General features: G+C 70.8%; 14 protein-coding genes. 6 read left to right on the top strand and 8 right to left on the bottom strand.

The window, feature by feature from the left end; all coding sequences use genetic code 11:
* Nucleotides 1–5 precede the first annotated feature (5 nt).
* The 4 genes from B8W67_RS02530 to hrcA all read right to left on the bottom strand — a co-directional run bounded on the left by B8W67_RS02530 (nucleotide 6) and on the right by hrcA (nucleotide 4,172).
* Nucleotides 6–1,052, bottom strand: a complete 1,047-nt coding sequence (locus tag B8W67_RS02530) for a PhoH family protein (protein ID WP_085302151.1) — start codon at nucleotides 1,050–1,052, stop codon at nucleotides 6–8.
* A gap of 85 nt (nucleotides 1,053–1,137) precedes the next feature.
* The gene (locus B8W67_RS02535; RefSeq protein WP_069391556.1) at nucleotides 1,138–1,884 is read right to left on the bottom strand and encodes a 16S rRNA (uracil(1498)-N(3))-methyltransferase; all 747 of its coding nucleotides are present in this window, start codon (nucleotides 1,882–1,884) and stop codon (nucleotides 1,138–1,140) included.
* Nucleotides 1,885–1,893: 9 nt separating this feature from the next.
* Nucleotides 1,894–3,036, bottom strand: a complete 1,143-nt coding sequence (gene dnaJ, locus B8W67_RS02540; RefSeq protein WP_085302153.1) for a molecular chaperone DnaJ — start codon at nucleotides 3,034–3,036, stop codon at nucleotides 1,894–1,896.
* A 92-nt stretch (nucleotides 3,037–3,128) separates the two neighbouring features.
* Nucleotides 3,129–4,172 carry a heat-inducible transcriptional repressor HrcA gene (gene hrcA, locus B8W67_RS02545; RefSeq protein WP_069391558.1) on the bottom strand — a complete coding sequence of 348 codons (1,044 nt, stop codon included), beginning with the start codon at nucleotides 4,170–4,172 and terminating at the stop codon, nucleotides 3,129–3,131.
* A 150-nt stretch (nucleotides 4,173–4,322) separates the two neighbouring features.
* Between hrcA and B8W67_RS02550 the strand changes: the two genes are divergently transcribed.
* Nucleotides 4,323–4,664 (top strand): type II toxin-antitoxin system VapB family antitoxin, encoded by a 342-nt coding sequence (locus B8W67_RS02550; protein WP_069391559.1) that lies wholly within the window; start codon nucleotides 4,323–4,325, stop codon nucleotides 4,662–4,664.
* 37 nt (nucleotides 4,665–4,701) lie between these two features.
* Here B8W67_RS02550 and B8W67_RS02555 read toward each other — a convergent pair whose 3' ends face one another.
* Nucleotides 4,702–5,226: an MTB12 family secreted protein gene (locus tag B8W67_RS02555; protein WP_069391560.1), complete on the bottom strand. Its 525-nt coding sequence runs from the start codon at nucleotides 5,224–5,226 to the stop codon at nucleotides 4,702–4,704.
* A gap of 169 nt (nucleotides 5,227–5,395) precedes the next feature.
* Here B8W67_RS02555 and B8W67_RS02560 point away from each other — a divergent pair, with 169 nt between their 5' ends.
* Complete coding sequence (locus tag B8W67_RS02560; RefSeq protein WP_109561694.1) at nucleotides 5,396–6,763, top strand: SagB family peptide dehydrogenase; 1,368 nt, start codon at nucleotides 5,396–5,398, stop codon at nucleotides 6,761–6,763.
* Nucleotides 6,764–6,772: 9 nt separating this feature from the next.
* Here B8W67_RS02560 and B8W67_RS02565 read toward each other — a convergent pair whose 3' ends face one another.
* From B8W67_RS02565 to B8W67_RS02575, 3 genes are read right to left on the bottom strand one after another with little or no spacing between them, the layout of a single operon-like run.
* The gene (locus B8W67_RS02565) at nucleotides 6,773–10,255 is read right to left on the bottom strand and encodes a non-ribosomal peptide synthetase (protein ID WP_085302155.1); all 3,483 of its coding nucleotides are present in this window, start codon (nucleotides 10,253–10,255) and stop codon (nucleotides 6,773–6,775) included.
* 12 nt (nucleotides 10,256–10,267) lie between these two features.
* Nucleotides 10,268–14,767: a non-ribosomal peptide synthetase gene (locus tag B8W67_RS02570; protein ID WP_085302157.1), complete on the bottom strand. Its 4,500-nt coding sequence runs from the start codon at nucleotides 14,765–14,767 to the stop codon at nucleotides 10,268–10,270.
* A gap of 7 nt (nucleotides 14,768–14,774) precedes the next feature.
* Nucleotides 14,775–19,895: a non-ribosomal peptide synthetase gene (locus tag B8W67_RS02575; RefSeq protein ID WP_085302159.1), complete on the bottom strand. Its 5,121-nt coding sequence runs from the start codon at nucleotides 19,893–19,895 to the stop codon at nucleotides 14,775–14,777.
* 157 nt (nucleotides 19,896–20,052) lie between these two features.
* Here B8W67_RS02575 and B8W67_RS02580 point away from each other — a divergent pair, with 157 nt between their 5' ends.
* From B8W67_RS02580 to B8W67_RS02595, 4 genes are all read left to right on the top strand, one after another.
* A complete protein-coding gene (locus tag B8W67_RS02580) occupies nucleotides 20,053–20,646 on the top strand; it encodes a GNAT family N-acetyltransferase (protein WP_085302161.1) in 594 nt (197 codons plus the stop codon).
* A gap of 84 nt (nucleotides 20,647–20,730) precedes the next feature.
* Nucleotides 20,731–21,492, top strand: a complete 762-nt coding sequence (locus B8W67_RS02585) for a thioesterase II family protein (protein ID WP_069391566.1) — start codon at nucleotides 20,731–20,733, stop codon at nucleotides 21,490–21,492.
* The gene (locus tag B8W67_RS02590; protein ID WP_085302163.1) at nucleotides 21,489–22,802 is read left to right on the top strand and encodes a beta-ketoacyl [acyl carrier protein] synthase domain-containing protein; all 1,314 of its coding nucleotides are present in this window, start codon (nucleotides 21,489–21,491) and stop codon (nucleotides 22,800–22,802) included. The genes B8W67_RS02585 and B8W67_RS02590 overlap by 4 nt, the downstream gene beginning before the upstream one ends.
* A partial coding sequence (locus B8W67_RS02595) for an acyltransferase domain-containing protein (RefSeq protein WP_133056031.1) occupies nucleotides 22,795–23,928 on the top strand: 1,134 nt, incomplete at its 3' end. The genes B8W67_RS02590 and B8W67_RS02595, both read left to right, overlap by 8 nt.

Raw genomic sequence — 23,928 nt, forward strand, 5'->3', positions numbered from 1 at the left:
GGTGGTCACCGCCGGGCCCGATGGGCCGTCGCCCGCCGGGGCGCCCGCTCCAGCGCCGGGCCCGCCTCGGCGGCCCCGCCGTGCTTCTCGTAGGCGTCGACGATCTCGGAGACCAGGCGGTGGCGCACCACGTCGGCGCTGCTGAGCTCCGCGAAGTGGATGTCGTCGATGTCGCCGAGCACCTCGGCGGCCGCGCGCAGCCCGGAGCGGGCCCCGCCGGGCAGGTCCACCTGGGTGACGTCGCCGGTGACCACGATCTTGGAGCCGAATCCCAGCCGGGTCAAAAACATCTTCATCTGTTCGGCGGTGGTGTTCTGCGCCTCGTCGAGGATGATGAACGCGTCGTTGAGGGTGCGCCCCCGCATGTAGGCCAGGGGGGCGACCTCGATGACCCCGGAGGCCATCAGCTTGCCGATCAGCTCGGGATCCATCATGTCGTGCAGCGCGTCGTAGAGCGGACGCAGATAGGGGTCGATCTTCTCGCTCAGGGTGCCCGGCAAAAATCCGAGACGTTCGCCGGCTTCGACCGCCGGACGGGTGAGGATGATCCGGGTGACTTCCTTGTTCTGCAGCGCGTTGACCGCCTTGGCCATCGCCAGATAGGTCTTGCCGGTGCCGGCGGGCCCGATGCCGAACACGATCGTGTGCGCGTCGATGGCGTCGACGTAGCGTTTCTGGTTCAGCGTCTTGGGCCGGATGGTCTTGCCGCGCCGGGACAGGATGTCGAGGCTGAACACCTCGGCGGGCGACTCGTTGTCGGCGCCGACGAGCATGGTGACGCTGTGGCGCACCGCGTCGGGGGTCAGCGGCTGGCCGCCGGCCACCACCGCGATGAGCTCGGTGACGACCCGTTCGGCCAGTGCCACATCGGCGGGTTGGCCGGTGACGGTGACGACGTTGCCGCGCACGTGCAGGTCGGCGGCGAGCAGCCGCTCCAGCTCACGCAGATTGCCATCGGCCGAACCGAGCAGGCCCATGACGAGGTCGGGGGGGACATCAATGCCGCTGCGAACCTGCGAAGAGGACGCGGCGTCGGTCTCGCGAAGCGTCAAGAGTGGTCTGTTCCTGCTCTCGGATCGGCCAATGTGATGCCCTTGAGTCTACCGCCGGGACCGTGGGGAGCGGGCTGTGCCGGGCTCAACCGGTCCAGCGGGGGGTCAACACCCCCAGCGCGCCCAACGCCACCGCCGCCGCGGTGGAGGTGCGCAGCACCGTCGGGCCCAGCCGCACCGCGGTGGCGCCGGCGGCGGTCAGCCTGGCCAGTTCGTCGTCGCCGAGCCCGCCCTCGGGCCCGACCAGCACCAGCACCGCGGTGGCCGCCTGCAGGCCCACCGCGGTGAGCGCGGTGTCGGCCGATTCGTGCAATGCCAACACCACCGCGCCGGCCTCGACCTGCGCGGCGATCCGGTCGACCAGCGCGGCGGTGGTGCTGAGCTGCGCGACGGCGGGGATGTGCGCGCGCCGCGACTGCCGGGCGGCCGCGCGCGCCACCGCCCGCCAGCGCCGCACCCCCTTGTCGGCCCGCGAGGCATCCCAGCGGGCCACGCACCGCGCCGCCGCCCACGGCACGATGACATCGGCGCCGGCCTCGGTGGCCAGTTCGACGGCCAGCTCGGAGCGCTCCGATTTCGGCAGTGCCTGCACCACGGTGACCGGCGGCGCCGGCGGGGGCACCGACCAGCGATCGCGGACGCGGGCGCGCAGTTCCCCGCGGGCGGTGTGTTCGACCACGCAGTGCGCCAGTTCGCCGGCGCCGTCGCCGAGCAGCAGCTGTTCGCCGCGGCGGGTGCGCCGCACGGTGGCGGCGTGGAAGCCCTCCTCACCGGTGAGTTCGGCCAGCTCCCCGGCCTCGGGCAGCGTGTCGACGTAGAACAGCCCCAGCACGGCGGTGGGTCAGCGGCCGCTGAACGTTTCCCGCAGCCGGCTGAACAGCCCGCCGCCGGTGCCCGCCGCCTGGGTGCTGCGCACCTCGGCGACGTCGCGGTCGCGGTGTTCTTTGAGCTGGTGCAGCAGCGCGGTGTCGGTGCCGTCGAGGCGCTCGGGCACCACCACCTCGACGTGAGCGTGCAGGTCGCCACGCACCCCGGACCGCAGGTGCGGCATGCCGCGCCCGCGCAGCGTCAGCACCGCCCCCGGTTGGGTGCCGGCGGGGATGGTGATCTCGGTGGGTCCGTCGAGGATCGCCTCGACGGTGACGGTGGCCCCCAGGGCGGCGTCGACCATCGGCACCGAGACGGTGCAGTGCAGGTCGTCGGTGTCGCGCACGAAGATGTCGTGGGGCTGTTCGTGGACCTCGACGTAGAGGTCGCCGGCCGGGCCGCCGCCGGGGCCGACCTCCCCCTGGGAGGCCAGGCGCACCCGCATGCCGTCACCGATGCCGGCCGGGATCTTGACGCTGATCTCGCGGCGGGCCCGCACCCGTCCGTCGCCGGCGCAGCGGGTGCACGGGTCGGGGATGACTTCCCCGACGCCGCGGCAGGTGGGGCAGGGCCGGGAGGTCAGGACCTGCCCGAGCAGCGACCGCTGCACGCTTTGCACCTCACCGCGCCCGCCGCAGGTGTCACACGCCATCGGCGTCGAGTCGCCGTTGGTGCCGCGGCCCTGGCAGCGGTCGCAGAGCACCGCGGTGTCGACGGTGACCTGTTTGGTGACCCCGGTGGCGCATTCGGCGAGGTCCAGCCGCACCCGCAGCAGCGAATCCGAACCCGGGCGCACCCGCCCGACCGGGCCGCGGCTGGTGGCCCCGCCGCCGAAGAACGCCTCGAACACGTCGCCGAGACCGCCGAACCCGCCGAACCCGTTGCCGGCCCCGGCGGCGTTGTCCAGCGGGTCACCGCCGAGATCGACGATGCGGCGCTTCTCCGGGTCCGACAGCACCTCGTAGGCGACGCTGACCTCTTTGAACCGTGCCTGGGCGGTTTCGTCGGGGTTGACGTCGGGATGCAGTTCCCGGGCGAGCCGTCGATAGGCACGTTTGATCTCCGAGTCGCTCGCACCGCTGCTCACGCCGAGCAGACCGTAGTAGTCGCGTGCCAACGCCTTGCCTTTCCTGTCTGACCCTGTCTGGCCCTTGTCTGGCCCTGTCTAGTCCTGTCTGGCCGTCTCCGGCGGCGCGGTGCGGCTCCCGATCAACGGGACCCGAGCACCTCACCGATGTACATAGCAACCGCGGCGACACTGGCGATGGTTCCCGGATAGTCCATCCGCGTGGGCCCCACCACACCCATGCCGCCGTAGATCGTGCCGCTGGACCCGTAGGCGGTGGACACCACCGAGGTGCCGGCCATCTGTTCGGCTTCGGTCTCCTGGCCGATGCGCACCGTGACCTTGCCGGCCTCCTGCTGGGCCGCCAGTAACCGTAACACCACCACCTGCTCCTCCAGCGCCTCCAGCACCGAGCGCAGCGAGCCGCCGAAGTCGGCGGTGTTGCGGGTCAGGTTGGCGGTGCCGCCGAGCAGCAGCCGCTCCTCGGTGTGTTCGACCAGCGTCTCCAACAGCACCGTCGCGGAGCGGCCCACCGCGTCACCGAGTCCGCCCGTCGGCCCGTCGGCCCGTTCGAAATGGCCGGCCAGGTCCGCCACCGCCACCGACGCGGCGGAGAGCTTCTTGCCGTCGAGTGCCTGGCCGAGCAGTTCCCGCAGCTGGGCGAGCTGGTGCTCGTCAATGGTGTCGCCGAGTTCGACGATGCGTTGGTCGACCCGGCCGGAATCGGTGATCACCACCATCAGCAGCCGTGCCGGGGTGAGCGCGATCACCTCCAGGTGGCGCACCGTCGACGACGACAGCCGCGGGTACTGCACGATCGCGACCTGCCGGGTCAGCTGCGCCAGGGTGCGCACCGCCCGGCGCAACACGTCGTCGAGGTCGACGCCGGACTCCAGGAACGACAGGATCGCGCGACGCTCCGCCGACGACAGCGGCTTGACGCCGTTGAGGCGGTCGACGAACTCCCGGTAGCCCTTCTCGGTGGGGACCCGCCCGGAGCTGGTGTGGGGTTGGGCGATGTAGCCCTCGGCTTCCAGCACCGCCATGTCGTTGCGGACCGTGGCCGACGACACCCCCAGGTTGTGCCGCTCGACCAGCGACTTCGACCCCACCGGCTCCTGGGTGTTGACGAAGTCGGCGACGATGGCACGCAACACCTCCAAGCGGCGGTCATCGGCGCTGCCCATCGGCGCTTCACCTCCTCGGTCACGCACGGTCGTGTCCAGTTTACGGCCCTCGCCAGCGGTTTTTTCCTGCCATCACCGTCGGCGGCTAGCCTTACCGACCATGTGTCCGTGTCCGTCGCCGCTCCCCCGCTGACACCCGGCGGTTCTCCCGTGATCTTCAAAGGTGTCCGCGAGGGCAAGCCCTACCCCGAGCACGGGCTGTCTCATCGGGACTGGTCGCAGATCCCGCCCCGCCAGTTACGCCTGGACGAGCTGGTGACCACGACGACGGTGCTGGCGCTGGACCGGCTGCTGTCGGAGGATTCGACGTTTTACGGCGACCTGTTCCCGCACGCGGTGAAGTGGAAGGGCGTGATCTACCTCGAGGACGGGCTGCACCGTGCGGTGCGCGCGGCGCTGCGCAACCGCACGGTGCTGCATGCCCGTCTGTTCGACATGGACGTGCTGGGCGTCCACTCCGGGGTCCTCGACCCCGACACCGGGCCGGGCTGAGCCGGCCGCGGCGGCGCACGCCGTCAGCCCGGACCCGTCAGTTGGGCAGGCGCCCCACGATGGCTTCCACCAGCTCGTCAGCGGTGTCCTGAGAGAGCATCCAGCCGTTCTCATTGACGAACGTGACGTTCTTCTCGATCGGCGCGGGGATCTTGGGCCCGGTGACCGTGACGTCGGCGCTGACGGCGTTGTCCCCGGTCGACTGGATGTTGTCGGCGGTGAACGTCAACGGCAGCTCCCCACGCCGACCCGCCTGACGCAACTTGTGGTCGAGAACGTTGGCCTGGTGGCGTTTCAGCCCACCGGCAACCAGATCGCTCTTGAGCTCGTCGGAGGTCTCGGGGTCGACCAGGTTGTCCAGCAGGCCCGTCAGGGTCTCCGCGGTCGGCAGGTCGGCATCCGGCGCCGGGCTGGGCGGCGGGTCCAGCGGCAGCGGGCTGTCGAACACCACCGGCTGTACCGCCGGCACCGGTGACGCGGCGACGCTCATCGAGGCCAGCCCCGCAGTGCCCAGGACGGCCACGGCCGCCACGCTGGTGGCGAAGATCTTCGTCGTTGACATGATTCGGTGTCCCTTTCGTGTCCACGTGTGTGCGGAGAACTCATCCACAGCTAACACGACCGGTGTCGTGCCCCGCGGTGGTCTCGTTACAACATGCAGGCCACAGCGGTGCCCGGCGACCGGATCGGCCGCGCGCGAAACACCCGGCGGCACCTGAAATAGTGACCGTATGGCCTACCCGCAACAGACCGGCTACGCGTTTCGCCACGGGGTGCGCTGCCTGGTCACGCGTGCCGGTGCGGTGCTGCTCGATCCGCCGCACTCGCAGAAGCTGGCGGACCTGGCACCCGCGCAGCTGCAGGCGCTGAAAACGTTGAATCTCGGGCCCGCCACCCTCGCCGAGCTGTCCGCGGAACCGGACCGCGCGGTGGTGGGCGGCCTGATCGACCAACTCATCGGGGGCGGATGGTTGGCCATCGCCGTGCGCAGCGACACGGCGCATCACTACTCGATCGCGCCGTTCGGCCCCGGCACAGAACCCGCGTCGCCGCCGCCGGAGCACGCGGTTCTGTCGAAATTCGCGGTCTTGCACCGGGATTCCACCGGTTTGGTGTTGGAGCATCCGCTGGCGTCGTGTGACATGGCTATCCACGACCACCGGCTGCTGGTCGTCCTGGGCGATCCGCGCGCCCTGTGCCCGGAGGTGCCGGAGGCGGTGGCGGCGGCGTTTCGTGCCGATCTGCACCGGTTCGGTTTCCTGGTCGCCGCCGGCAGCGAGGACGCCGACACCGCCGAATTCACCGACGTCGGCTGGGACGCCCCGGATCTGTGGTTTCATCGGCGCAGCACGCTCGGCGAGCGCATCGTCACCTGGGACCGGTTCGGGCCCACGAAATGGGCGGCCGGGCGGTTCGCCCAGCCGCCGGCCCGCCGCGACACCTATCCCGGCGAACCCGTCGTGTTGCCCCGACCGGATCTGGCGGCCCGACGCAGCGACGACGCGCCCCTGACCGCGGTCGTGGAGGACCGGGTGTCCACCCGCACCTTCGACGACACCCGTCCGCTCACCGCCGACCAGCTCGGTGAGCTGCTGTATCGCACGGCACGGACCCGCCGGACCGAGACGGTCGGTCCCGGCGAGCAGTTGCTGTCCCGTCCCTATCCGTCGGCCGGCGGGGTCTACGAACTGGAGCTGTACCCGGTGGTGCGCACCGTGGTGGGCGTCGAACCCGGGATGTATCATTACGATTCGTTCGATCATGTGCTGCGCCCGGTCGCCGCGGCGGATTCACCCGCGGTGGCACGGTTGATCAAACCGGCGGCGGCGACCCTGGTCGGTGGCGCGGAGCCGCAGGTGCTGCTGGTGATCGCCGCCCGCCCCGGGCGCATCCTGTGGACCTACGAGCAGATCGGTTACGCGCTGATCCTCAAAGACGTCGGTGCGCTGATGCAGACGCTGTATCTGGCGGGAACCGCGATGGGCATCGGGGTCTGCGCCCAGGGGTTCGGCGACACCGCGGCGTTCACCGCCGCCACCGGCGTCGATGAGCGACAGGAGTGCAGCGTCGGCAGCGTCGTCGTGGGGTCCCGCCGCTGAGACCGCCGGTCAGCGACCGGCCATGACCTCCTCGTCGCTGAGCGCGGCGACTTCGAGGTAGAGCCGGGCGATCTCGCCCAGCCGGCCCGGTGCCGCGCGCTGAGCATCCCGCTCGGCGAGCCGCCGGGCCAAACCCGCCACCGTCCTGGTCGCGAACAGGTCGGCGACCACAGCGTGGTCGATGTCCAGCCAGTCCCGAACCCGGGCGATCAGCGTCGTCGCCAACACCGAATCACCGCCCAGGGCGAAGAAGTCCCGGTCCACCCCGATCGAATCGACCTCGAGTACTTCGGCGGTGATCGCGGCCAGGGCGGCCTCGACGTCGGTGCGCGGGTCGGCCCCGCCGGTGCTGTGGTGCTCAGGGGCGACCGACGCGGTCAGCGCGCGACGATCGTGTTTGCCGTTGGGGGTCAACGGGATCTGTGGGAGCACGACGACCCGGGAGGGCACCATGTAGGCTGGCAACCGATCCGCGGCGACCGCGCTGACCGTGTCGGCGTCGATGCGCGCGGTGTCCCCGGCGACGACGGCGACCAACTGCGGTGCCGCGCCGGTGAGGACGACCGCCACCGCCTGGCGCACCCCGGGCGCGGCACGCAGCGCATGCTCCACCTCACCGAGTTCCACGCGGTGGCCGCGCAACTGGACCTGGTTGTCGGCGCGGCCGAGGAACTCCACGGTGCCGTCGGGCCAGTAGCGCGCCAAATCCCCGGTGCGGTACCACCGCATCCCGTCGTGGTCGACGAACCGCTGTGCGGTGCGCTCCGGATCGTTGCGGTAGCCGGCGGCGACGTTGACGCCGCCGACCCAGAGTTCTCCGGTCACCCAATCGGGGCAGTCGCGGCCCGTCGGCGACACCACCCGGCACCGGGTGTTGGGCAGCGGGACCCCGAACGGCACGGTCGTCCACGACGCCGGCGGCTGCCCCGACACTTCGCAGATGGTGTTGTGGATGGACGCCTCGGTGGAGCCGCCGAGGCCGGCGAAACGACAGCCCGGCACCTGGTCGGCCAGTCGGCGAGCCAGGTCGGCGGGAACCCAGTCACCGCCGAGGATCACCGCCCGCAGCGACCGCCCGAGGCGCTGGTCGTCGAGGTTGAGGATCATGTCGAGCAGGCTGGGCACGCAGTTGAGCACCGACACCCGGTGGGTGGCCAGCACGTCGACCCAACTGGTGGTCGCGGCCCGCTGGTCGGCGTCGAGGACCACCACGGCGCCGCCGGCGGAGAGCATGCCGAAGATGTCGTAGATCGACAGGTCGAATTCCAGTGCCGACAGCGCCAGCGTCCGGTCCGCCGCGGTGACCGCGAACCAGGTGTTGAGGGTGTCGATGGTGTTCATCGCACCGCTGTGGCGGCCCTCCACGCCCTTGGGGGTTCCGGTCGACCCGGACGTGAAGATGACGTAGGCGATGCTGTCGGGGTCCGGCAGGATCGGGGCGGGAAGCGGGTCGGGATGCGTTGCGGCCGCTGCGATCTCCACGACCACGATGTCGTGGCCGAACTCGGCGGCGCCGTCGGCGGTGATCACCGCGACCGCCTCGGCGGTGGCCAGGATCGCCTCGCGCCGGGCCGGGGGTTGGTCGACGCCGATCGGCACATAGGTGGCTCCCGCGGCCAACACCCCGAGCACGGCGAGCACCTGGTCGGGTCCTTTGGGCAGGTGCACCGCCACGGTGTCGCCGGGGCGCACGCCGCGTCCCGCGAGTGTCCCCGCCACGGCGAGCGCGGCGCGGGCGAGCTCGCCGTAGCTCCACCGGTCGCTTCGCGGCGCCGCGCCCCACAGCACCGCGGGCGCCTCCGGGTGGGCGCCGGCATGGTCGAAGAACCCTTCGTGCAGGCAGCGGCCGCTGACCGGGAGGTCGGTGGCGTTGACGGCGGCCCGGGCGTTGGCCTGTGCGGCCGGCAACCGGGCGGCGGCTTCGGCCTGCCATCCCGCCTCCCCGGCCGCCAGGCGCTCCACCGCGTCGGTGAAGTGGGCGAACATCGCCTCGATGACACCGTCGGGGAACATCTCCGCCCGCACATCCCAGTTGAGCAGCAGGCCACCGTTGACCTCGGTGATCTGGGCGTCCAACAGCACCTGCGGTCCCTGCGACACGATCCACACCGACTCGCCGAACGTCTCGGCCACCACGTCGGCGAACAACTCCCCCAGGTCCAGGGCACTGGTGAACACGATCGGCGCCAACACCGGTTCACCGCGGTACCGCCCGAGATCGCGCAGCACGTCCAAACCGGTGTAGCCGCCGTGGGCGGCGCCCTCGTACAGGCGTCGCTGCAGCTCCCGGGCCCGGTCGACGACGGCGACGTCGTCGCTGACGTCGACGTCGAGAAGCACCGAGGAGGTGAAATCGCCGATCACCCGGTCGATCTCGGGGTGTACGGGTTCCCGCTGGAACAGGGGGATGTTCAGCAGGAAGTGCGGTTGTCGGGACCAGCCGCCGAGGGTGTCGGCGAACACCGCGGCGACCGCCATGGCCGGGGTGATCGCGCGTGCATGGGCGGCGGCCGTCAACCGGTGTTTGTGCTCCGGGCTCAGCCAGTGCGCGTGACGCACGGTGCGACGCGTGCCGAAGGCCGCGGTGCTCGGCAGCTCCGGCGCTGCCGGCAGGGCCGGCAGCCGCTGGTGCCACCACTGCCGGTCGGATTCGCCCACCGCGGGGTCGGCGGCGTGTTCGGTGCGGTACTGCCGGTAGGTGTACGACGGCGCGGTGAGCTTCTGCCCGCGGTACAGCGCCGCCAGCTCGGCGACCAGGGTGCGGTAGCTCATGGCGTCGGCGGCGAGCATGTCGACGTCGAGGTGCAGCCTGCTGGTCTGCTCGTCCAGCCGGGTGAGCGTGACATCGATGACCTGACCGTGCTCGACGTCGAGGCGCTGGTGGGTTTTTCGGTCGCGGAGTTCGCTCAGTGTCGCTGCGACGGTGTCGGGCTCCGTGCCCCGCAGGTCCAGGGTGTGCAGCGGCGCCGCGTCGACGGCGCTGAGCGTCTGCTGGGTCCCGTCGGGCAGGAACCGGGTGCGCAGCATCGGGTGCATGGCGAGGAGTTCGGTCACCGCCTCCCGCAGGCGGTCCGGATCGATGGCGGGGCCGTCGAACTCGACGTACAGATGCGCGGCGACCCCGCCAAGTTGCTGTTCGTCGGCGCGTCCGATCCAGTACGCGTGTTGCATGGGCGCCAGCGCAAACGGCGTGTCCTCAGTGGGTGGTTCGCCGTCGGTGCCGGCGGGATCCTGCGGCGTCGACGCGGGATCGGCGGGCATCGGGGCGGCGGCCTGCACCAGCTGCGCCCACGCGGCCACCGTCGGTTCGGCGGCCAGCTGCGCGAAGGTGACCGCAATGCCCTGTTTGCGCCACCCGCCGGCCAGGGCCATCATCGCGATCGAGTTGAGCCCCAACTCGATCAGGTTGTCGTCGTCGGCGATGTCGGCGGCCGGGCAGTCGAGTTGCGCGGCGATCGTCGCCGTGATGTCGGTGGGGGTCGGTGGATGCATGGGCGTTCCCTTCTACCGCTGCGCGGGGGCGAGCGCGGTCACGGCGCGCTGCCAGAATTCGGTGAGGACGTCGAGGTCGCCGGCGGTGAACAGCGCATCGCTCCACAACCAGGTGGCGGTCAGCTGCGGTCCCTGCGGTGTGCCGCGCACCGCGGCGCTGAGGTAGAGCGCGAACCGCAGCGGCAGGTCGGGTTCGGGGTCGATGGGCAGGGCCTCCATCTGCGGCTCGGCCATCAGCGACCACGGCTGGTCGTCGATGCCGGCCAGGTCCAGCCGGCCCAGATAGCTGAACATGACCTGCGGTTCGGCACCGCGGTGCAGCTGCGGGTCACCGCCGCCACCGGTGCGATAGCGCAGCAGCCCGTAGTCGAATCCGTGGTGCGGGACCGCGCTGAGTTCGTCGGTGACCGCGGCGAGCAGATCCCGGCCCGCCTGCCGGTCACGCTCGACGCGCGCCACGTCGACAGCGCAGTCCCCGACACCCAACCGGACGGGGAAGCAACTGGTGAACCATCCGACCGTGTTGGTGGTATCGGCGTCGACCACGCTGTCGTCGCGTCCGTGGCTGTCCAAGGCGATCAGCGCGCCACCGCCCGGGTTCTCACCGCGGTGCACCCGCCAGCTGGCCAGCGTCACCGTCGCCGCCGCCAGAAGGAAATCCTGGATCCGGTCGTCACGGTCCTCGGCGGCGAGGATCCGGTGACTGTCGGCCACCGACGTCGCGACGGTCTTGGACTGCAACGTCGACCAAGTGTCGCGGCGCGGGTTCAACCTTCGGTGTCCCAGCGGCGGGTCATCGGCACCGACCCGAGCGCGCCAATAGTCGAGTTGGTCGGTGACCTCGGGATTCTCCGCGCGCTCGGTGATCAGCTGCGACCAGCGCCGGTAGCTGGTCGCTTCCGGTAGCGGGGTCGGTGTTGTCCCCGCCTGCAGCGCTCGCCATGCTTCCCGCAGGTCGCTGACGATGATGTGCCAGGAGACGACGTCGACGGTGAGGTGATGGGCGGTGAGCAGCATCATCTCCGGTTCCGAGCCGGTCAGCCAGACCGCCCGCAGCATGCTGCCCTGCCGCGGGTCGATCGCGTCGTTGGCGCGGCGCGCGGCCGCGGTGATCGCCTCGGCGGTGGGGTCCGCGTCGATCACCGTGCGCTCGAGGATGTCCGCTGCGGTGACGCAGCCCGGTTCGCGGGTGATCAACCGCGGGCCCTCCTCGGTGTCGGTCAACACCGCGCGCAGGGCGTCGTGGCCGTCGAGGAGCACCTGGAGCACCGCGTGAATCGTGGGGGCGTCGATGCCGGCGGGCAGGCGCAGCACGACGCTCTGGGTGAAACGGCGGTAGTTGTCGTATTCGAACAGCCACGACACGATCGGCAACGGCGGGACCGGACCGGGCCGGTCATCGGCGAGCGCATCGGTGCGCCCGGCGGTGCCCGCGTCGATCTCGGCGGCGAGGTCACGCAGTGTCGGCGCTTCGATGAGGGCCCGGGGACTGATCGACAGCCCGCGACGCTGCGCCGAGCGCACCAACGCGATCGCCACGATGCTGTCGAGTCCGTAGTCGACGAGGGCGTCGTCGAGGTGCGGGACCGTCCCGTTGAGCTGTTCGGCGACCACCTCGCACAGGGCACGTTCGGTCGGCGTTTCGGCTGCCACGTCCACGTGGCTGCGAGATGGAAACGCTTCGGCGGCAAGGGTGTCCACCGTGCGGCCGTCGAGCTTGCCGTTGGCGTTGACCGGCAGGTGGGCGACCGTCAGGATGCGGGCCGGAATCATGTATCCGGGAAGGCGCCCACTCAGCGCGACCCGCAGTGTGGTCGGCTCGGCGTCGGCGCCGACCACCAGTGCTACCAGGGCGGGCCCGGCGTCGCGGTGGATCACCGTCACCGCGGCGTCGTCGACGGTGGGGTGGCCGCGCAGCGCGGCCTCCACCTCGGCGATCTCGACGCGATAGCCGCGGATCTTGACCTGGGTGTCGGCGCGACCGATATAGCCGAACGCGCCGTGGGGCAGCCGGCGAACGAGGTCACCGGTGCGGTACATGCGCTGCCCGCTGCGGTGGGGATCGGCCACGAAGCTGGAGGCGGTCAGCCCGGGCTCAGAGAGGTAGCCGCGGGTCAGTTGGGCACCGGCGAGGTAGAGCTCCCCCACCACCCCGGTGGGCACCGGCCGCAACTGCGGGTCCAGTACGTAGCCGACGGTTCCGGCGTTGGCGACACCGATTGTCGGTGCTCGATGTTCTGCCACCGGGGCCACCACGGCCTCGACGGTCGTCTCGGTGGGGCCGTAGCAGTTGTACACCGCGGTGGTCGGCAGGGCCCGCAGCTGTTGCCACAGAACCGAATCGATGGCCTCCCCGCCCAACGCCAGCACCGTCAGACCGGCGTCGAACAGGCCCGCGGCGCGCAGTTGCACGACCATCGACGGGGTGGTGTCGATCATGTCGACGCGGTGCTGCCTGATGCCGCGGACCAGCCGGTCGGCGTCACGCATCTCCTCGGCGTCGAACAGGTGCACCGCGTGGCCGTCGAGCAGCCCGACCAGCGGCTGCCAGGAGGCGTCGAAGCCGAACGACCAGGCGTGCGCGATCCGCAGCGGCCGCCGCAGCCGGGCGCGGGCGGGCCGGTACACCCGGTCGCGGTGGTCGGCGAAATAGGCCAGCAGCGCCGTGTTGGTGCCGATCACCCCTTTAGGTTCACCGGTGGATCCGGAGGTGAAGATGAGGTAGGCACCCTGGTCGCCCTGCCGGCGTACCGGCGGTGTCACCGCGCCGCGCCGCGCGATCCGCGCAGCGGTGTCCGCGTCGTCGAGGTCGATGATCGCCGCGTCGCTGTCCGGCGGCCGGAAACCGCCGGCGGTGACCACAGCGACCGGACGGGCCCGCCGCAGCATCGTCGCGATGCGCTCTCGGGGGGCGGTGACGTCGACCGGCAGATAGGCGCCACCGGCGGCGAGCACGGCGAGCAGGGCGATCACGGTGCGCGGCGAGCGCGGCAGCATCAGGGCCACCACGGTTTCCGGCCCCACACCGTGGTCGGCGAGTTCCGCGGCGAGCGCACAGGCCCTCTCGTGGAGCTGCCGGTAGGTGTGGCGTTCGGTCGCGCCGAACGTCAGCGCCTCGGCGTCGGGGGTGGCGCCGGCCTGCCGGGTGAACGCCCCCCACACCGAGTCGTCGGTCACCGGCGCGGTGACGCGCGCCCCCTCGCCGGTCCGTTCCGCTGCGGTGGCCACGTCGAGGTCGTCGGGTCCCCCCGCAGCGATTGCGGGTAGTTGGCGCAGCACCGACAGCATCCGTTCGGCGATGTCGGTGGCGGGCAGGTGCGGCAGCGCTTTCTCGATCGCCTCGACGGCGACGATCAGCTCACCGTCGATGACGTGGGAGACCACCGTCAGCGGATAGTGGGTCAGGCTCTCCATCTCCACCGGGCGGAAGGTGGCGCCGTCGGGGGTGGTGACGGTGTTCACCGCCTCCCCCAGCGGTGCGTTCTCGAACACGAACAGGCTGTCGAACAGGGCACCGCGGCCGTGCGCGCGTTGGATCTGCGCGAGGCTGAGGTAGCTGACGTCGCGCATCGCCGAGGCGTCGCGTTGCAACCGTGCGCACTGGTCGACCACCCCGGTTTCGCGGTCCAATCGGTGCACCACCGGCACCGTGTTGATGAACAGCCCGACCATGTTCTCCACCCCGCTGAGCCGTTCCGGGCGACCGGAGACGACGGTGCCCACCACCAGGTCGCGCCGGCCGGTGAGCCGGCTCAACACCACCAGCCAGGCGAACAGCGTCGCGGTGTTGAGCGTCAGTCCGCTCGCCCCAGCCCAGTCGCGCAACCGCGCGGTGTCCTGGCACGACAGTCGCTGCACCACCTTGTGCGGAACACCGTCGCGGCTGTCGGTGTCGGCCACCATCAGTGGGCCCGAGACGGTGTCGAGGTAGCGCGTCCAGCTGGCCAGGGCGGCGTCGGTGTCCTGGCGGGCCAGCCAGCTGATGTAGTCGCGGTAGGGCCGCACGGGCGCCAGTCCCTGCGTCGAGCCGCCCGCCCGGTACACCACCAGCAGTTCGGTGAAGAACACCGCCAGAGCCCAACCGTCCATCAGGATGTGGTGGGCGGTGAAGATCATCCGACGCCGGTGGGTGCCGGGAACGGTGGCGATCACAACCCGCAGGGCGGGACCCCGGCTCAGGTCGAACGGCCGGAGACGCTCGGCCTCGGCGATCGTCGCGAAATCTTCGGCGGGGGCTGGGCGTTCGGTCCATGCGACCTCGGCGTGCGACGGCACGATCTGTACCGGCCGGGGCACGTCACGGTCCCAGAACGCGGCACGCAGGTTGGGGTGTCGGTCCAGCAGCGCATTGGTGCTGCGCTGCAGCAGCGGCAGGTCCACGGGTCCGTCGATGTCGATCAGCAGCTGCATCGTGTAGAGGTCCAGGCCGTCCTCGGCCAGGCGGTAGAGCGCGAACAGCCCCTCCTGCAAAGGACTCAACGCCAGGACATCCTCGATCTGTGCGGCGGTCACGGCGCGCTCATCCCTGTGTGTGCTGTTGCCACGACGCGGTGAGGGCGGCCAGCGCGGAGGGGTCCAGCCCGGAGGCACTCAGCGGGGCGGCCGAGGCCGCAACGTCGGCGCCGTCGGGGCCCGCGGCGCCGGCGGCATCGACGGCGGCCGCCAGCTCGGCGATAGTGAGGTGCTCGAACACCATGACCGGGGACATGGTCAACTCGTGGGCGGCTGCTCGCGCGGCCCACTGCACCGCGATCACACTGTCGCCGCCGACGGCGAAGAAGTTGTCCTCACGGTCGATGTCGGTGATCTCCAGGAGTTCCCCGAGCAGGGCGATGAGGATCTGTTCGGTGCGCTCGGATCCCGCCGTCGGTGCCGGTGCGGGCGCCGGTGTCGGATCCGGCGCATCCAGAAGCTGTTCCACGACGTCGGCGGGCAGCAGCTGCAGCTGCGACAGCCGGGTAGCCGGGTTCGCGACGAACGCCGCCAATGCTGCGGTCAACGCCTCGACGATCCGCTCGACGGTGGGCGGGTCGTAAAGGTCGGCGTTGCCGACGACCCGCACGCTCAGCGCACCGTCACCGGAGACGGTCATGCTGAAGTCGAGATCCAGCAGCGACATGTCGAAGGTGAACGGCAGCGGGGTCACCGTCGTCTCGCCGGTGTCGGTCAGTTCCCTAGCCGTGAGCGCCCAGTCTTCGCCCTGGAAGTGGATCATGTGTTGATACAACGGATTCCACAGTCGTGAACGGACGGGTTTGAGGGCTTCCACGACCCGTTCGATCGGCACTTCCTGGTGTTCGAACGCGTCGAGAACGGTGTCTCGGCTGCGGGCGAGCACAGTTTTCAGCTCGGGGTCCCCGGACAGATCGTTGCGCAGCACCACCACGTTGGCGAACAGGCCGACCAGGTTCTCCGTCGCCGGGTCGACCCGGGAGGCGACGGGGCTGCCCACCGGGACATCGGTGCCGCCACCGAGGGTGTGCAACACCACCGCTATCGCCGCCTGGTAGACCATGAACTCGGTGACGCCGGCCTGTTCGGCCAGCCGCACCAGGGAGTTGCGCAGGTCGGCGGGCACGGTGGCCGCCGCGCTCTGGGCGCGGGTACCGATGATCGGCTGTCGACACCGGTCGGGGGCGATGGAGATCTCCTCGGGCAGACCGGCCAATGCGTCACGCCAGTGCGCGAGTTCGATGGCGCCCCACGGTGTCGGGGAGTCGAAGGCGTCGCGTTGCCACAGCGCATAGTCGGCGAAGTGCACCGTCGGGGTGCTCCAGCGGGGGGCATCGCCGCGGTGCCGTGCCCGGTAGGCCTCGATGAGGTCGTCGACGATGACTCCCAGCGACGTGTGATCGCAGACCAGGTGGTGCACGATCACGACCAGCACGTGGGTGCCGTCGTCGACATCGAGCAGCGTGGCGCGCAGCAACACATCGGTTTCCGGTGTCAGGGGCTGGTCGCGCAGTTCGGTGACCGTCTCGTCGAGCCGGTCGGCGCCGACACGGCGGTGACCCAGCGTGATCGACCGATGCGGGTGAACGTGCTGGTAGGGCACCCCGTCGTGTTCGGCGAAGTTCGTCCGCAACGCGTCGTGGCGGGCGATCACGTCGTCGAGGGAGTCGGTCAACACCGCGGCGTCGATCGGCCCGTCGATCCGCAGCACGCACGGCATGTTGAAGCCCGGGTGGGCCCCTTCCATCCGGTAGTGCAGCCAGGCGGCCAGCTGCGAGTAGGACAGCGGCACCTGCGACGGGCGGGCGCCGGCGGCCAGCGAGGGCCGTCCCGCCGGTGCCGCGATGTCGGCCTGCGCGCCGGCGCCGGGGCCGTCACCGTCGGCGAGTTCGTCACCGAGTTCGTCGGCGAGTTCGTCACCGAGTTCGTCGGCGAGTTCGTCGAGGTCGAGGTCGAAGTCGGCGCGGAACTGCGCGGTCAGACGGGCCGCCAAGCCCGCCGGTGTCGGCGCGTCGAACACGGTCCGCACCGCAAGCTCGAGGCCGAACTCGGCGCGGATCGACGCCACCAGCCGGGCCGCCAGCAGCGAGTGGCCGCCGAGTTCGAAGAACGAGTCGTGGGCCCCGACCGTCTCGCCGCCGAAGAGCTGCTCGAACAGCGCGCACAGGCGCCGCTCGGTGGCGGTGACCGGGGCGCGGTATCCGGCGGCCGCCACCCGCGTCGCGGTGGGCAGGGCACGGCGGTCGAGTTTGCCGTGCACGGTCAGCGGGATCTCCGGGATCACCGCGTAAGCGCTCGGCAGCATGTAGTCGGGCAGCGTCTGTGCGGCGTGGGCGCGCAGGTCGTCGACGTCGACCGCGGCCGCCGGAACCAGATACGCCGCCAGTCGGGGCCCCTGGGGGGTGGTCTCGGTGACCACGACGCTGCGGCTGACCGCGGGGTGCGCGCTCAGCACGGCCTCGACCTCGCCGAGTTCGATGCGGTAGCCGCGGACCTTGACCTGCTCGTCGGCCCGCCCGACGAATTCCAGATCCCCCTCGCGGGTGCGGCGCACCAGGTCACCGGTGCGATACAACCGCGCCCCCGCGGTGAACGGATCGGCGACGAACCGCTGCGCTGTGAGACCGGGGCGCCCGACGTAGCAGCGCGCCAGCTGGGCGCCCCCGAGATACAGCTCGCCCACCACGTCCGCGGGCACCGGCTGCAGCCGGGCATCGAGCACGTAGGCGTCGACGTTCCGATTGGGCGCGCCGATGGGGACCACGGCGGCGCCGTAACGCCGGTCGACCGGTTTGTGGGTCGAACACACCACCGCCTCGGTCGGTCCGTAGTGGTTGCGCAGTTGCGCGCCGAAGCGGGCGGTGAACTCGTCGGCCACGCTGCCGGGGAGGGCTTCCCCGCCGACCGGCACCAACCGTAGGCGTCGCCACCGCTCGCCGTGCGGCAACGCCAGCAGGGTGCTGAGCATCGCCGGAACCATGTGCAGCACAGTCACATCGTGGCGGTCGATCACCTCGGCGACGTAGTCGACGTCGGCGGCGCGGCCCGGTTCGGGAATGACCAGCTGAGCTCCGAGGGACAGGGTGAGGAACAGGTCGGCGAGGGAGGCGTCAAAGCTCACCGACGACGATTGCAGCATCCGATCCTCGGCGGTCATCGTCCACTGCGCGGTGAATCCCTCGATGTGCTCGGCGATGGCCTCGTGCGGCACCGCCACGCCCTTCGGCCGGCCGGTCGAGCCCGAGGTGTAGATGACGTAGGCCAGGTTGGCCGGCCGCAGCGGCCGCAGCCGGTCGGCGTCGGTCAGCGGTTCGGCGGACAGCCCGGCGGCGGCGGCCTCGGCGGCCGCCAGACCCTGCGCCCCGATCACCATGTGCGGGTTGGTGTCACGAACCAGGTAGTCGACACGCTCGTGCGGGTAGGCGGGATCGATCGGCAGGTAGGCCGCCCCCGCCTTCCACACAGCCAACACCGCCACGACGAATTCGACGGAGCCGTTCATCTGCAACGCCACGACGGTCTCGGTGCCGACGCCTTTGTCCACCAGCCAGCGCGCCAGCCGGTTGGCCCGAGCGTGCAGCTCGCGGTAGGTCAGCCGTGTCGCGGCGCCGGCGGTGTCGGCGATCACCGCCACCGTGTCCGGCCGCGCCGCCGCCGCTGCCTCCAACACCGCCACCATGGTGGTCGCCGGCGCGTCGACCCGCTCGCCACGCGACTGGGCCAGCACCGTGGTGCGCTCGTCCGCATCGAGCAGCGTGATGTCGGCCAGGGGGCGCGTCGGTGCGTCCAGCGCCTGCTCGAGCAGACGCACATAATGCTCGAGCATCTGCTCGACGAGGGGGCCGCTCATCACGTCGGTCTGGTATTCCAGTTCGAGCATCGGCGCGTCGGGATCGGTGACCACGGCCAACGCCAGCGGGACCTGCGCGGTGGCCGCCCCCAGCGGAAGGATGCGCGTGGTCACGCCGTCGAGGGCGAAACCACCGGCCGTCGAGCGCATGCTGAATCCGAGGCGGGCGAGCTGACTGAGGCCGTCGGTGCCGGCGGTGCGGTCCGGGTTGATCTCACGGACGACCCGGTCGATCCCGAGCCCCTGGTGGGCGAAGCCGTCCAGGCAGCGCCGGCGCACCGAGTCGAGCAGCGTGGCGAAACTCGCCTGTGGCGACCCGGCGAGGCGAAGCAGCAGCGTGTTGCCGAAATATCCGAGACTTCGGCGGGCCGGGCCGGGCCGATCGACCACCGGCACCGCGATCGTCATGTCGTGGGTGCCGCTGTAGCGCGCCGTCAACGCCCCGAATGCGGCCAGCAGCACCATGAACGGGGTGGCGGACTGGGCGCGGGCGCATTCCTCGACGCGGCTCAGCAGGTGCGGCGACACGGTGCGGCGCACCTGCGTCGCCCGGCGCGACGGACTCCCGGTCACCGGCGGCCCCGGCAGTTCGAGGGGCTCCGGCGGCGGATCGAATTGGCTGCGCCAGTAGTCGACGTCGGTGGGCTCCGGGGGTGCTGCGGTCAGCACCCCGGCCGCGATGAACTGCGGTGGGGCGTCCTCGAGCGGCCCCGCGGCGCAGGTGCCGTAGGCGGCGTTGACCTCGTCGAAGAACACCGCCCAGCAGTCGTCATCCCAGCAGATGTGGTGGACCACCACGACCAGGACGTGGCGGGTGACCGCGGTGCGGATGAGGGTGCACCGCAACGGCGCGTCGGCGGCCAGGTCGAAGGGGCGGTCGAATTCGTCGCGGACCAGTGTGTCCACCACCGCCGCGGTGTCGTCGTCGGCGGCTCCGGTGCGGTCCTGGTCTCGCCATCCGATGGTGGTGTCGTCATAGCGCCATCCGATGGTGGCGTCGTCGGTGAACACCTGATACGGCTCGCCGTCGTCGCCGGTTCCGTAGCGTGTCCGCAGCACGCTGTGGCGCGCAGCGACGGCCTCGACGGCGCTGCGCAGCCGGTCGCGGTCGAGGTCGCCGTCGAGGTCGTAGGCGACGCAGATGTTCAGCGTGGTGTCGTCGGGGTCGAGGGTCTGCACGAACCACATCCGCCGCTGGCCGTCGGACAGCGCGTAGCGCTGACCGGCGTAAAGCGTCGGCAGTTGCTCCAATGACGGTGAGTTCAAGCCAGTTTCGGCGATTCGTCGACGCAGCAGTTCCCGGCGCCGCTGCTGCACGGTGTTGGCTTCAACCGCCATCGTTACCCTTTACTCCTGCCGTCGCGCACGGAAGCCCCGCTGTCGGGCTTAGCCTAGGCTAGGCTAACTAATCGCCCTCGCGCGGGCCAGCGCACCGGCCCACGGCCGGCCGCCGCCGGGGGTGGCGGGGCGAAGTAGAGCACTGGGAAGGGGTGAGATGGAGGGGCTGGACGGCTGCTGCGCGCAGCTCGAGCACCCCGGGGTCGCAGCCACCTTCACGCTGCGTCGCCTCGACGTCGAGCGCGATCTCGCACTGCTGCACGCCTGGATGAACGATCCGCAGGTCGCCCGCTTCTGGAAGAAGGCGTGGCCGCGCCCCGAGATCGAGGCCTACCTGCGCGATCAGGACCGCAGCGCCCACTCGACGCCCTACCTCGGCGCGATCGACGGCGCACCGATGAGCTACTGGGAGCTCTACCGCGCCGACCTCGACCCGCTGGCCGGCCACTACCCCGCCTTCGAGCACGACGTCGGCCTGCACGTGCTGCTCGGCCCCGGCCGGTGGCGCGGACGCGGGCTCGCCCCGACGTTGCTGCGCACGGTGGCCACCTGGCAGCTGCAATGCGATCCGGCCGCCACCCGAGTCGTCGGCGAGCCCGACGCCGGCAACGCGCGGATCCTGCACACCCTGCGCCGCGCCGGGTTCCACCACGCCATGGACCTCGATCTGCCGACCAAACGGGCCGCCCTGATGGTCTTTGACCGTGACCCACGGCGACCAGCGCAGACACCCCCACGGACGCCCCGATAAGTTATGTTAGCCTTCGCTAAGTTTGGCGATGGCGAGCCGCGTCGGCGCCCCGGGCGCGCTCACCGAGAGGAAAGGGAGTGGCCGATGCCGCGCAGCTTGGGTTGGGTCCGACAGTTCCACACACCCGCGACCGGCGATGCCAGCCCCCTGCTGATTTTCCCGCACGCCGGCGCGGGCGCATCGGCCTACCGGAACCTCTCGAAGGCACTGAGCCCCGCCTTCGATGTGATCGTCTTCCAGTATCCGGGCCGCCAAGACCGGGCCGGGGAACCCGCGCTGACCTCGGTGCCGGAGATCGCGGCCGGAGCGTTCGCCGAGTTCCGCCGCTCGGCGCATCACCGCGGCGCCCCGGTGGCCACGTTCGGGCACAGCATGGGCGGATGGGTGTCGTTCGAGTTCACCCGGCTGGCCGAGGCCGCCGGCATCGCGGTGCGCCAGCTGACGGTCTCCGCGTCGGTCGCCCCTCACCTGGCGGCCACCAAACCGCCCCATCCGACCGACGACGAGAGCCTGCTGGAGCGCGTCTCGGTGCTCGCGGGCACCAACTCCACCGTCTTCGGCAACGGCGACCTGATGAGACTGGCGCTGCCGGTGCTGCGCGCGGACTTCTCCGCCTGCGACGCCTACAGCTGCACCGACGACGTCCGGATCGCCGCACCGATCCACGTTCTCGGCGGTGAGCACGACCCGGCGGTCACCCTGGCCGACCTGTACGGCTGGAACCACCACGCCGACCGGGTGGACGTCACCATGTTCGACGGTGGGCATTTCTTCGTCGACGACCACGTCGATGCGGTCGCGCGGCTACTGACGACCGCCCTCGCCGGTGAGTCCACGCCACGATGATCGCCACCAGCGAGGATCCGGTCGTCATCGCGGGGATGGCCGTCGAAGCGCCCGGCGGGATCGACACCCCCGACGCCCTGTGGTCGGCACTGACCGAATCACGCGAACTGCTCTCGCCGTTCCCACGGGATCGCGGCTGGGCGATCGACGACCTGCTGACCCTGTCGCGCCTCGAGGGCTGGGGCGAGGTTTGTGACTCCGGCGGATTCCTCGATGGTGCAGCCGATTTCGACCCGGGACTGTTCGGTATCACCCAACGTGAAGCACTGGTTCTCCAACCGCAGCAACGGGTGGTCATGCGGGTCGCGTGGAAGGCATTGGAGAACACCGGGATCAACCCGCAGAGTCTCGCCGGGGAGTTCGTCGGCTGTTACATCGGCATGTCGCCGATGGAGTACGGCCCGCGGGTGGCGCTGGCCGACGCCCACAGCGGCCACCGGATCGCCAGTCTCGGCCAACTCGGCGGAGCCGCGCGGATTTCCCATAGCCTCGGTTTGACCGGGCCATCGATCAGCCTCGACACCGCGTGCGCATCGGGACTGACGGCAGTTCAGTTGGCCGCCAACGCCGTCGCCACCGAAGAGTGCGAGTGGGCTCTGGCCGGTGGGGTCTGCGTGATGGGCTCCCCGGCGGCGTTCTATGAGTTCGCCCGGCTCAACGCCCTGTCCGACGACGGGCGCTGCCGCGCCTACTCCGATGACGCCAGTGGCACGGTATGGGGCGAGGGCGCCGGCATTGTCATCGTCGAACGACGGTCGCGCGCAAACGCCCTCGGCCACCGGGTCTACGGCGAGATCCGGGCGATTCGGACCAATCACAACGGTAAGGGGAAACCGATCCTGGTTCCGCGGGTCCGCGCCCAGGAGCAGGTCATCGGCAAGACGCTGGAGGCCGCCGGCGTCGACGCCGCCGATATCGGCATGATCGAGGGTCACGGCACCGGAACACGGGCCGGTGACCCGGCAGAACTGCTGGCGCTGTTCAAAACCTACGGCGCGGCGGGTTCGCAGGCACGCATCGGTTCGATCAAGTCGAACATCGGCCACCCGCAGGCCGCGTCAGGGATCCTCGGTCTGATCAAGCTGCTGGTCGCCGCCGAGCACGGATGCATTCCGCCCACCCTGTTCGCCGACAAGCCCACCACGCTGCTGGATTGGGAGCTGACCGCACTGCGGTTGGCCACCAAGGTCCACGACTGGCCCGCCAAGGACGGATTCCGCTACGGCGCGGCATCATCATTCGGTGCCGGCGGAGCGAACGCGCACGCGATCATCGCGATCCCGGCACACAAGGACGGCAACGATGGGTGATTATCGGATGCCCGACGGCACCACCGCGGTGGTGATCTCGTCGGATGACAGTCGGCTGGTGTCCCGCGAGGCGGCGGCGTTGTTGGCCTATGCCCGGGCCCATCGGGAGCTGCACCCGGAGTCGATGGCCGACATGCTGATGCGCACCCGCGGCGCGCGTCGTCACCGGGCGCTGGCCATGGTCCGGGATCGCGACACCCTGCTGGAGACGTTGCAGGCGGTCGCCGAGGGCGTCGAGCACCCCCGTGTCGTCACCGGCGACGCGGCGGCCACCGAGCGCAGGGTGGCCCACGTCTTTCCCGGCCAGGGCTCCCAGCACCCCGGGATGGGCCGGCTGTTCTACGAGCAGGTCCCCGCCTTTCGGGCGGCCGCCGACCGCTGCGCCGACGCCTTCGACTCCCTGCTCGGATGGGCGCCGCTGGACTATCTGTTGGATCCCGATCATCGCGCCGACGATCGGGCGATCACCGCCCAACCGGCCCTGTTCGTCCAGATGGTCGCCCTCGACGCGATGTGGCGCAGCGCCGGGGTCGTTCCCGCCGCGGTCGTCGGGCACAGCCAGGGCGAGATCGCCGCGGCCCACACCGCCGGGATGCTGGACCTCACCGACGCGGTGCGCGTCGTCGCCGCCCGGGCCCGGCTGGTCGACGGCGCCGGTGATTACGCGATGGCGGTGATCGCCGCCGACCGGGAGATCTGCGGGGAGCTGTTGGCCCGCAGCCCGGGATGGGCCGAGGTTTCGGTGGTCAACTCCCCCGCCCTGACCGGAATCTCCGGTGATCGCCGCAGTGTCGAAACGCTCGTCGAAACCGCCACCGCGCAAGGGATCTTCGCCCGGATGATCCGGGTCGACTATCCGGCGCACACCAGCATGATCAACGACCTGCGCGACCGGCTACTCGCCGACCTGCAACGCCAGCTGTCGCGACGGGATTTCGCCGAAGCCGACATCCCGGTCCTGGGATCGACCCTCGGCGCGGCGGTACCCACCGAGATCACCGCGCCGCAGTACTGGTTTTGGAACCTGCGCAATGTCGTCCGGTTCGACAAAGCCGTCGCCTCGGCCGTTCGGGGCGGGGTCGACACCTTCATCGAGCTGGCCGCGCACCCCACCCTGCAGGTGGCG

Origin of the sequence: Mycolicibacillus koreensis (genome assembly GCF_002104795.1) — a bacterium.
Classification (GTDB): domain Bacteria; phylum Actinomycetota; class Actinomycetes; order Mycobacteriales; family Mycobacteriaceae; genus Mycobacterium; species Mycobacterium koreense.

Bases quoted from the DNA above. Each gene is read 5' to 3' on its own strand.
- B8W67_RS02555 (WP_069391560.1), bottom strand. From the start codon at position 5,226: ATGTCAACGACGAAGATCTTCGCCACCAGCGTGGCGGCCGTGGCCGTC.
- B8W67_RS02585 (WP_069391566.1), top strand. From the start codon at position 20,731: ATGCCGCGCAGCTTGGGTTGGGTCCGACAGTTCCACACACCCGCGACC.
- B8W67_RS02575 (WP_085302159.1), bottom strand. From the start codon at position 19,895: ATGGCGGTTGAAGCCAACACCGTGCAGCAGCGGCGCCGGGAACTGCTG.
- B8W67_RS02590 (WP_085302163.1), top strand. From the start codon at position 21,489: ATGATCGCCACCAGCGAGGATCCGGTCGTCATCGCGGGGATGGCCGTC.
- B8W67_RS02560 (WP_109561694.1), top strand. From the start codon at position 5,396: ATGGCCTACCCGCAACAGACCGGCTACGCGTTTCGCCACGGGGTGCGC.
- B8W67_RS02580 (WP_085302161.1), top strand. From the start codon at position 20,053: ATGGAGGGGCTGGACGGCTGCTGCGCGCAGCTCGAGCACCCCGGGGTC.
- hrcA (WP_069391558.1), bottom strand. From the start codon at position 4,172: ATGGGCAGCGCCGATGACCGCCGCTTGGAGGTGTTGCGTGCCATCGTC.
- B8W67_RS02565 (WP_085302155.1), bottom strand. From the start codon at position 10,255: ATGCATCCACCGACCCCCACCGACATCACGGCGACGATCGCCGCGCAA.